The 8,911-nt window shown below is 70.7% G+C and carries 9 protein-coding genes; all 9 read right to left on the reverse strand.

What is annotated here, in order from left to right:
* The coding region (locus tag RMO85_RS01015) for a penicillin-binding transpeptidase domain-containing protein (protein ID WP_310525893.1) at window positions 1–1,777 on the reverse strand (1,777 nt) is incomplete at its 3' end.
* On the reverse strand, window positions 1,777–2,286 hold the full coding sequence (gene mreD, locus RMO85_RS01020) for a rod shape-determining protein MreD (RefSeq protein WP_310525894.1): 510 nt from the start codon (window positions 2,284–2,286) through the stop codon (window positions 1,777–1,779). The genes mreD and RMO85_RS01015, both read right to left, overlap by 1 nt.
* Window positions 2,283–3,227 carry a rod shape-determining protein MreC gene (gene mreC, locus RMO85_RS01025; RefSeq protein WP_310525895.1) on the reverse strand — a complete coding sequence of 315 codons (945 nt, stop codon included), beginning with the start codon at window positions 3,225–3,227 and terminating at the stop codon, window positions 2,283–2,285. The genes mreD and mreC overlap by 4 nt, the downstream gene beginning before the upstream one ends.
* 16 nt (window positions 3,228–3,243) lie before the next feature.
* On the reverse strand, window positions 3,244–4,272 hold the full coding sequence (locus RMO85_RS01030) for a rod shape-determining protein (protein ID WP_310525896.1): 1,029 nt from the start codon (window positions 4,270–4,272) through the stop codon (window positions 3,244–3,246).
* A gap of 307 nt (window positions 4,273–4,579) precedes the next feature.
* Window positions 4,580–5,017, reverse strand: a complete 438-nt coding sequence (gene ndk, locus RMO85_RS01035) for a nucleoside-diphosphate kinase (RefSeq protein WP_310525897.1) — start codon at window positions 5,015–5,017, stop codon at window positions 4,580–4,582.
* 22 nt (window positions 5,018–5,039) lie between these two features.
* On the reverse strand, window positions 5,040–5,423 hold the full coding sequence (locus RMO85_RS01040; RefSeq protein WP_310525899.1) for a DUF4233 domain-containing protein: 384 nt from the start codon (window positions 5,421–5,423) through the stop codon (window positions 5,040–5,042).
* On the reverse strand, window positions 5,420–6,781 hold the full coding sequence (locus RMO85_RS01045) for a folylpolyglutamate synthase/dihydrofolate synthase family protein (protein WP_310525900.1): 1,362 nt from the start codon (window positions 6,779–6,781) through the stop codon (window positions 5,420–5,422). Before RMO85_RS01045 ends, RMO85_RS01040 begins: the two co-directional genes overlap by 4 nt.
* Before the next feature lie 22 nt (window positions 6,782–6,803).
* Entirely contained in the window at window positions 6,804–7,802 is a 999-nt protein-coding gene (locus tag RMO85_RS01050) for a hypothetical protein (RefSeq protein ID WP_310525901.1), read from the reverse strand.
* 23 nt (window positions 7,803–7,825) lie between these two features.
* Window positions 7,826–8,707 carry a GNAT family N-acetyltransferase gene (locus tag RMO85_RS01055; RefSeq protein WP_310525902.1) on the reverse strand — a complete coding sequence of 294 codons (882 nt, stop codon included), beginning with the start codon at window positions 8,705–8,707 and terminating at the stop codon, window positions 7,826–7,828.
* Window positions 8,708–8,911 lie beyond the last annotated feature (204 nt).

Here is an 8,911-nt window from a genome sequence, read left to right on the forward strand (position 1 = left end):
CCTTGAGCGACTCGTCGATGTAGCCGAGGTCCTTCTTGGGTACGTCGACCGAGCCGGTCCTGCGCGGCGCGAACCGGCGCAGCACCTCCCCGCTGGGGCTGACCAGCGCCTTGGCGACGGTCGGGGCGTAGAGGGTGCCGCCATTGGAGATCGCGCCGTAGGCACGCGCCAGCTGGAGCGGCGTGACGATCGTGTCACCCTGTCCGATCGCGAAGTTGGCGGCGTCGCCGGCGCGGTAGGCGTAGCCGTCGATGCAGAACTCGCGGGAGAACTGGTAGACGAAGTCGCTCGTGTCGGCGTCCTGCGGCTTGTGGGCAATGCCGCAGTAGTAGTCCTTCATCGAGTCGTAGTAGGCGCGCTTCCACTTCCGGTCGGCGATCCGGCCGGGCGCCTCGCCCGGGATGTCGATGCCGGTCCGCGTGCCGAAGCCGAAGGTCTGCGCCTCCTCGACGAGTGGGTCCTTGGCGTTGACGTCGCTCTCGTCGCTGCCGTACTGCTGCCAGTACCTGTAGCCGATCTGGAAGAAGAAGGTGTTGCAGGAGATCTCCAGCGCCTTGGCGAACCCGACCGGCCCCGACAGCGAGTCGGACTCGTGGTTGTGGAAGACGCGGTTGCCGATCTGGACCCCCGAGGGGCACGAGAGCGTGCTGTCGGTGCGGTAGCCGTTCTTCAGCGCGCCCGCCGTCATGAACGGCTTCCACGTCGAGCCGGGGGCGAACTGACCCTGGGTCGCCCGGGACAGCAGCGGCGTGCCGGCCCGCTCGGAGTAGAGCCGCTCGAGCTCCGTGGTGCTGATGCCGCCGACCCACAGGCCCGGGTCGTACGTCGGCTGGCTGGCCATCGCGACGACGCGGCCGGTCTTGGCCTCGAGCACGACGACCGCACCCGAGTCGGCCTCGTAGTTGCGATCGGTCACCGGGTCGAAGGTGGCCCGCTGGATCTTGATCCGCTCGGCGAGTGCGCGCTCCGCGACCGCCTGCACCTTGGCGTCGATGGAGGTGACCAGGGTGTCACCGGGCGTGGCCTCGATCGTGCTGTCGTCGCCGAGCACCCGCCCCATCGAGTCGACCGCGACCCGGCGATAGCCCGGAAGCCCGCGCAACCACTCGTCGTACTGCTTCTCGATGCCGGCCCGCCCGACGCTCGAGGCGCCGTTGAGCGACTGGTCATCGGCGTCCTTCGCCGCGTCGTACTCGTCCTCGGTGATCGGGCTGAGGTAGCCGAGCACGTGGGCGAGATTGATGCCGAAGGGGCGGGGGTAGGCGCGGACGTTCTGCTGCTCGGCCACCACGCCGGGGTAGTCCTCGGGCTGCTCGAGGATCCGCAACGCGACGTCCTTGCTGACGTCGCTGGCGACGGGCACCGGCTGGTACGGCGAGCCGTTCCAGCAGGCGCCACGGATGCTGCCCTCGTGCCCGCAGGTGACCAGACGGTTCTCGACGTCGCCGGGAGTCTCGTCGACCACCACCGAGACGCGGCGAATGAGCTCCGTGCGCTGCCGCTCCCCCAGCTTGTCGACGAGGTTGCGGTCGATCGAGATGACCCACGAGGTGCGGTTGGCGACCAGCGGGCGGCCCTGGTCGTCGACGATCAGGCCGCGCTGGGGCTGGACCACGATGTCGCGAACCGACTGGTCGGCCGCCTGCGCCTGGTAGCCCTCGCCGTCGACCACCTGGAGGTAGTAGAGCCGGACGAAGAGCGTCGCGAAGAGGGAGAAGACCAGCGCCTGGACGACGACGAGCCGCAGTCGGCTCTTCTGCGAGCCGGTGACGGCCATCAGGCGGTCACCAGGTGCGGATCGAGTCGGCCGAAGAGCCTCATCAGCGGCGGCAGGACCAGCGGCGTGAGCAGCACGTCCCACAGCACCGCGACGGCAATGACCTGCAGCAGGTCGGGCACCGCGCCGCTCTCGCCGAGCAGCAGGCCGGTGAGCGCGAAGATCGAGGTGCCGACGAAGGAGGCCGCGGCGACCGTCCCGACGACGGCCCCGGCGGTCGGCTTCACGTCCTGGCGCACCCGAGCAGCGAGGAACGCCACCACGGTCAGGGCCAGCGCCCAGCGCCCAGCCACGTGGTCGGCGGGCGGCACGAGGTCGAGCGCCACGCCGGCGACGAACCCCAGCACCATGGCCGAGGGCGCGTTGATGGTGAGCGCGGCGCCCACGACCACGAGCAGGCAGAGGTTGGGCACGATGCCGTGCCACGCGAAGTGCGGGAAGAGCGAGACCTGCAAGATCAGGGCCACCGAGATGGCAAGGGCCGCGATGAGTGCGCGCAGGCGTGTCACCTCATGGCCCCGTCCGCCTCGATCACGGCACGGTCGCTGGTCGTGCCGGTCGGCACCATCACGCCCACGACGTCGAGCGCCGAGAAGTTCACGAACGGCTGCAGCACGGCCCGCTGCGAGCTCTCGATCAGGCTGGAGTAGACGTCGGTGACCCGACCCACGGGGACGCCCTGTTGGTAGGGCCCCTCGGAGCTGCCCCACGTGACGACGGTGTCGTGCTCGGCCGGGATGACGGCGTCGTCGACGAGGCGCAGGTCGAGCTCGTCGTCGGCCAGGGAGCCCTTGCCGTGCACGAACCCGATCTCCAGGCTCGAGCCGACCCGGCCACCCACGATCGACTCCTCGTCGATGATCAGGAGCACGGTCGCGGTGGTGCGGGTCACGCGCAGGACCCGGCCGACGAGGCCGTCGTTGTTGATGACCGTCATGTCCGCACCGATCCCGGCCTGCGAACCGGCGTCGATGGTGACGGTGTTGCTGAACGACTGGGACGAGCCGTAGGCCACGACCCTGGCCGGCACCAGCGCCTGGCCGAGGTTCTCGGCGGACTGGGTGAGGCCGTCGTACTCCTCGAGCCGATTCCTGTCGTAGCCGGCGGTGGCGACCAAGCTGTGCAGCTCGGAGTTCTCGGCCTCGAGGTCACGGATCTCGTCGTTGAGCGAGCCCTGGGTGCGCAACCACGAGGGGACCGCCGTGAACGGCCGGATCACCGCTGCCGTGGCGGACTCGACCGGACCGAACGCCTCACCGATCACCCGGCGCGCGGGCTCGACCGGGGAGTCGGTGCCGCCGTGGAAGTCGAGCGTGATCAGTGTGACGCTCGCGAGAAGCAGCGCGACCAGCAAGGAGCGCGGCGGTCGGTTGCGCGCATCGAGCCGGCTGATACCTCGCCAGCGACGCTCGCGGCCACCCGTGGCGCCGTTTCCCCCCAGGGCGCCCATCAGATCGGTCCGGCCATCAGAACCGCCGGACGTCCGAGACGAGGACCTGCTGGAGCGCCTCGAACTCCTCGACGCACTTGCCGGCGCCGAAGGCGACGCTCGAGAGCGGGTCGTCGGCCACGTGCACGGGCATGCCGGTCTCGTGGCGGAGCCGCTCGTCGAGACCGCGGAGAAGCGCGCCGCCACCGGTGAGCACGATCCCGCGGTCCATGATGTCGCCGGCGAGCTCGGGCGGCGTCTGGTCGAGTGTCGAGCGCACGGCATCGATGATGTTGTGGAGCGGCTCCTCGATCGCCTGCCGGAGCTCAGCGCTGGACACCACCACGGTGCGCGGCAGCCCGGAGACCATGTCGCGTCCGCGGATCTCCGCCTCCGGCTCGGTCGGCAACGGGAAGGCCGAGCCGAGGGTCAGCTTCATCTCCTCGGCGGTGCGCTCCCCCAGCATCAGGGAGTACTCCTTCTTCATCCACGCGATGATCGCCTGGTCGAGGTCGTCGCCGGCCGTCCGCACGCTGATGCTGGTGACGATGCCGCCGAGGCTGATCACCGCGACCTCGGTGGTGCCGCCGCCGACGTCGACGATCATGTTGCCCGTCGCCTCGTGCACCGGCAGCCCGGCGCCGATCGCGGCCGCCATCGGCTCCTCGATGATGTAGACCTTGCGCGCGCCCGCCTGGTAGCCGGCTTCCTTCACCGCGCGCTGCTCGACAGCCGTGATGCCGCTCGGCACGCAGATGACCATGCGCGGCTTGGCGAAGTAGCGACGCCGGTGCACCTGCTGGATGAAGTAGCGCAGCATCTGCTCGGTCGCCTCGAAGTCGGCGATCACGCCGTCCTTCAACGGCCGGATGGCGGCGATGTTGTCGGGCGTGCGGCCGATCATCCGCTTGGCCTCGTGGCCCACCGCGAGCACCTCGCCGGTGGTGGTGTTCATCGCCACCACGGACGGCTCGTCGAGCACGACGCCCTTGCCGCGAACATAGACCAGCGTGTTGGCGGTGCCGAGGTCCACGGCCATGTCCCGGCCGATGAAGCTAGAAGCCATGCGCGATGCCTCGCTGGAGATGCGTGTGTATGGGGAAGAGGCACGGAGCTGGTCCGACCCAAGGCTCAGGGTAGGTAGCGCGCACGCCCGTTCCCGGGAGGACACGCCCTCGACGCGGCCGAGGGGGAGAAGATCGCGGCCCACACCTTCGGCGCCAACCGGGACCGGGTGATCAACCTGCGCTGACCGGGGCCGCTCTTCGATGGCTCGGGCGGTGGTGGGCGGCGTGTCGCCGACACCGCGCTGCGTGTCGCGAGTGTGACGGGCGTGACGTGGCCCGGGCGCCTGCAGCTGGCCTTCGGGCTGGTCAGGCGTCGAGCTCGGGGAACCAGATGCCGATCTCGCGGGCGGCGGACTCGGGTGCGTCGGAGCCGTGGACCAGGTTCTGCTGGACCTTCAGGCCCCAGTCGCGCCCGAGGTCGCCGCGGATCGTGCCCGGCGCGGCGACCGTCGGGTCGGTGGCGCCGGCGAGCGAGCGGAAGCCCTCGATGCAACGCTCCCCCTCGATCACGATCGCCGCGACCGGTCCGGAGAGCATGAACTCGACGAGCGGCGCATAGAACGGCTTGCCCTCGTGCTCGGCGTAGTGCTCGGCGAGCAGCTCGGGCGTCGCCGTACGCAGCTCGAGCGCGACCAGGCCGTAGCCCTTGGCCTCGATCCGGCCGATCACGTCGCCGGTGAGGCCGCGGCGTACGCCGTCCGGCTTGACAAGGACAAGGGAGCGTTCAACTGCCGACTCGGTCATGGCGGCAGCCTAGCGACATGCGTCAGCCGTGCTCGGCGCGGTAGGCCGCCCAGGCGGCCGCCTTCTCGCGCTCGATCTTGCGGCCGAGGTGGTCAGCCGTCGCCCACAGGGCGGCGAAGACGGCGCCCAGCAGGAACATCATCGAGATCACGAGGCCGAGGCCGATGGCCGCGACCTGGATCGCGTAGCCGGCGGTGTAGGCCCAGGGTGCCCGCAGCATGCCCGCCAGCAGGAGACACACGACTGCGAGTCCGAGCCCGACGACGAGGGCGGTGCCCACGGGCACCTCGGCGATGGTGATCATCACCGGCACGGTGAGGCCGATCGTGATCGCCTCCAGACAGAGCACGGCGGCGCACATGCCCCGGCGAGGCGACCGCTCGGTCGGTGCGCTGGTCTCGCTCATCGCCGGCCCTTCAGCATGGCGCGGGCCTCCCCCACGGTGACCACCGACCCGGTGACCAGCACGGCCCCGGCGCCGAGGGCGTCGCCGAACGCCTCGCCGGCCTCGGCCAGGGTCGCGGCCCGGTCGATCGCCTCCGCGAGGTCGCTCACGACGGTGACGCGATCCTCGCCGTAGATCTCGGTGGCGGCGCGGCCCAGCTCGGCGGCCGTCATCGATCGCGAGCTGGAGTTCTGGGTGCAGATCAGGTGGTGGAAGTGCGGTTCGAACGCTGCCAGGACGCCGTCGGCATCCTTGTCGCCCATCACGCCCATCACACCGATCAGCGGCGAGAAGCTGAAGGAGTCCTCCAGTGCCGCGGCCGTGGCCTCGGCACCGTGGGGGTTGTGTGCCGCGTCGAGGACGATGGTGGGACTGCGGCGGATGACCTCGAGCCGACCCGGGCTGGTGACCTCGGCGAAGGCTGCGCGCACGAGCTCGACGTCGAGCGCCTCATCGCTGGCGAACGCCTCCACCGCGGCCAGTGCCACGGCAGCGTTCTGGGCCTGGTGGGCGCCGTACAACGGCAGGAAGACGTCGTCGTAACGCCCGCGCAGACCTTGCAGGCTCAGCACCTGGCCGCCGACGGCAGGAACCCGGGAGATGACCCCGAACTCCATGCCCTCGCGGGCGACGGTGGCACCGACCTCGACGGCCCGCGCGAGCAGCACGGCCGCCACCTCCGCCGACTGCTCGGCGAAGATCGCGAAGCAACCGGGCTTGAGGATGCCGGCCTTCTCGGTCGCGATGGCGGTGGTGCTGTCGCCCAAGTACTTCGCGTGGTCGAGCGCGATCGGCAGCACGACTGCGACGTCGGCGTCGGCGACATTGGTGGCGTCCCAGGTGCCGCCCATGCCCACCTCGACGACGGCCACGTCGACGGGTGCGTCGGCAAAGGCGGCATAGGCCATCGCGACCATGGTCTCGAAGAACGACAGCGGGTGTTCCTGGTCCGCGTCGATGATGTGCGTGTAGGCCGCCACGTCGTTGAACGCCCGGACGAACTCCTCGTCGCTGAGCTGCTCGCCGTCGATGCTGATCCGCTCGCTCATCCGCTCGAGGTGAGGGCTGGTGAAGCGACCGGTCCGCAGGTCCAGCGCACGCAGCAGCCGCTCGATCATGCGACTGGTGGACGTCTTGCCGTTGGTGCCGGTCAGGTGGATCACCCGGAGCGACTTCTGGGGCTCGCCGAGCAGCTCGGTGAAGGCCTTGATCCGGTCCAGGCTCGGCTCGAGCTTGGTCTCGGGCCAGCGGGACAGCAGGGCGTCCTCGACTTCGGCGTAGGTCTCGGCGGGGCGGGCGTTCGCGGGGTTCTCACTCATCTCGCGTCGAGTCTAGGGCGCCTCAGCAGCGGACGACCCTTCGCCAGGGCTTGACCACCTCGAGCGCCCGACCGTCCACCGGGTGCTCGCGGAACTCCTCGAGTGCGTCGGCCCACCGCGCGTCGGCGGTCCCGGTGACATACATGGCCGAACCCTGGTCGGCGTAGATGAGGCCGAAGCGCTTCATCGCGACCACGATCGCCCGGGCCGCCCCGTGGTAGGGCGCCGTCGGGAACGACTTCTTCAGCCGGAACCGCAGGCCGTACGCCGGCAGGTTGCCGGCGGTGTTGCCCGACGGGCCGCAGTGCCGGGCGGGCCAGGTGTAGGCGTAGCGCGCCGACGGCAACGTGAACCGGAGCGCATGCGTGATCGCCCCGGACGCCGCCTCGTCGTAGCTCAGCAGCCCGGGCAGGATCGGCAGCCCGGCGGCATCCGCCGACGTCCAGCGGGCTGGGCGGAGGCGGTTCGTCGACAGGTCCCAGCGCGCGGCCGCCGCGGCCCGCCAGCCGACCACGGCCCCGGACGCGTCGCGGACCCGCTCGGCGGCGTACAGCTCGATCAGGTCGCAGGTTCCGCGGCGTACGGCGAGGACATGCCGATCCCCCGCTGCGGGATCCGGGTCGGCGTCGCTGCCGCCCTCGATCGCCGCGTCGGCCGGGATGAAGACCGGGCCGCGGTCGCTCTCGTCGCCGTAGTCCTCGCCGTCCACGCCGAACTCCAGCGGCAGCAGCGGCTGGTCCTCGTCGACCACGTTGACCGGGATGCCGTAGTACTCCTCGGTGGTGCCGAGGTCGAGGTGCAGGTCATGACCGGCGGCCTGCGTGCTCACGATCGCCGACGACGACTTCCGGACAGGTCGCCTGTCGATGCGCTGGTTCCACGGGTTGTCGGCCGGGAAGATCGTGCAGCCGCCGACGGTGTGGACGCCCACGCGGGGGGTCACCGGCCCGGCCGCGGGAGCCGACGACAGTGGCGTTGCGAACAGGCCGAGGGTGACCAGGAGCAGGATCGGGCGTCGCATCCAGCGATCCTAGGCCGCACTGCTCACGCGATGAGCAGGTTGGCCATGTCCACCACCGGGCGGTAGCCGAGCGCTTCGTAGATCTTGTTGGAGGTGGGGTTGGCCTGATCGGTGAACAGGCAGGCGCGAGACCCGGACGCGACGATCTGCCGTGACACCTCGGCGACGGCCGCACTCGCATAGCCGTGGCCGCGCCTGGCCTTCGGGGTGTAGACCGGGCCGACCCGGGCGACACCGAAGGCCGGGGCGTTGGCACCGGTGAGGTGGACGACCTCCCCGCTCTCGTCCTCCCACAGCCAGATCCGGCGCCGGTCGATCCGGCGCAGCATGTCCGCCTCGTCGGGGGCTTCATGAGCGCTGCTGCCCGGCTGCCGACCGGCCTGCTCGTCCGCGTCGCGCATGAACGCGTCGAACCAGGCGGTCGCCACGTCGAGGTCGCCGCGCACGGCGGGGCGCAGCCGGCCGGGCACCGCCGCCGGCTCGACCAGCTCGCCCAGCTCGAACAGGCGGGTGTGCTGAGCGACCTCGACCGATCCACCCGCGAGTCGTGCCGTCTCGTCGGCAAGGACCCGCGCGGCGGGCAGCGCCCCGTTGACCGCCCCCACCCCCTCACCACGCTCGTACAGGGTGCGCGCCAGCAACAGTGCGCACTCGGGCGACATCGGCAACAGGAACAGCGGGCGGGCGGCGAAAGGGGCCGTGCGCATGGCCACGCCGCGCACCTCGCTGCCCGAGCGGGCAACCGCGTACCAGTTCCTCGGACCCTGGGTGACCCCCTCGGCCAGGTCCACCACCGCGCGCTGGGCCACCGAGGCCACCACCGTCGACACGACCGGCTGCTCGGTGAGGTGCTCCCGCGCGACGTCGAGGAAGACAGCGGGGTCGGTGTAGAACTCGAGCTGCATGGCGCAACGCTAGTCACCTCGCGACCACGGGGGTAACTCGTTTTCTCGCCCCCGAGCCGCGCTCATAGACTGCGCGCATGACTGACATCAGCCCCGAGCCCGAGTCCACGACGTCCGCACGCCGCGACGTCGTCGTACCCGACAAGGCCGTGCTCGAAGGGCTCGAGGCCACCTGGTCGGAGCGCTGGAAGACCAACGAGACCT

The organism is Nocardioides sp., from assembly GCF_031422975.1.
Classification (GTDB): domain Bacteria; phylum Actinomycetota; class Actinomycetes; order Propionibacteriales; family Nocardioidaceae; genus Nocardioides.